The 214-nt window shown below is 60.7% G+C and carries 1 protein-coding gene; it reads left to right on the plus strand.

The features are described from left to right. The coding region (locus F6S12_RS33605) for an immunoglobulin-like domain-containing protein (RefSeq protein WP_315870094.1) at nucleotides 1-214 on the plus strand (214 nt) is incomplete at both ends.

Raw genomic sequence — 214 nt, forward strand, 5'->3', positions numbered from 1 at the left:
CAATGCTGCGGGTACGCCTGTTACTGTCACGCTCTCTAACGGCGCGGTGATCACCATCGCCGCTGGCGCCACTTCCGGTACTGCCACCGTCGCGGCCCCGGCGGATGACGTCTACAAAGATGCAGGCAAAGTCGAAGCCACCATTACCAAGGCCGAAGGCGGTAACTTCGAGAATCTGGAGACCAACCCGACTCCAGCAGTCACCGACGTGACT

The organism is Pseudomonas sp. JV245A (assembly GCF_032424515.1).
Lineage (GTDB): Bacteria > Pseudomonadota > Gammaproteobacteria > Pseudomonadales > Pseudomonadaceae > Aquipseudomonas > Aquipseudomonas protegens.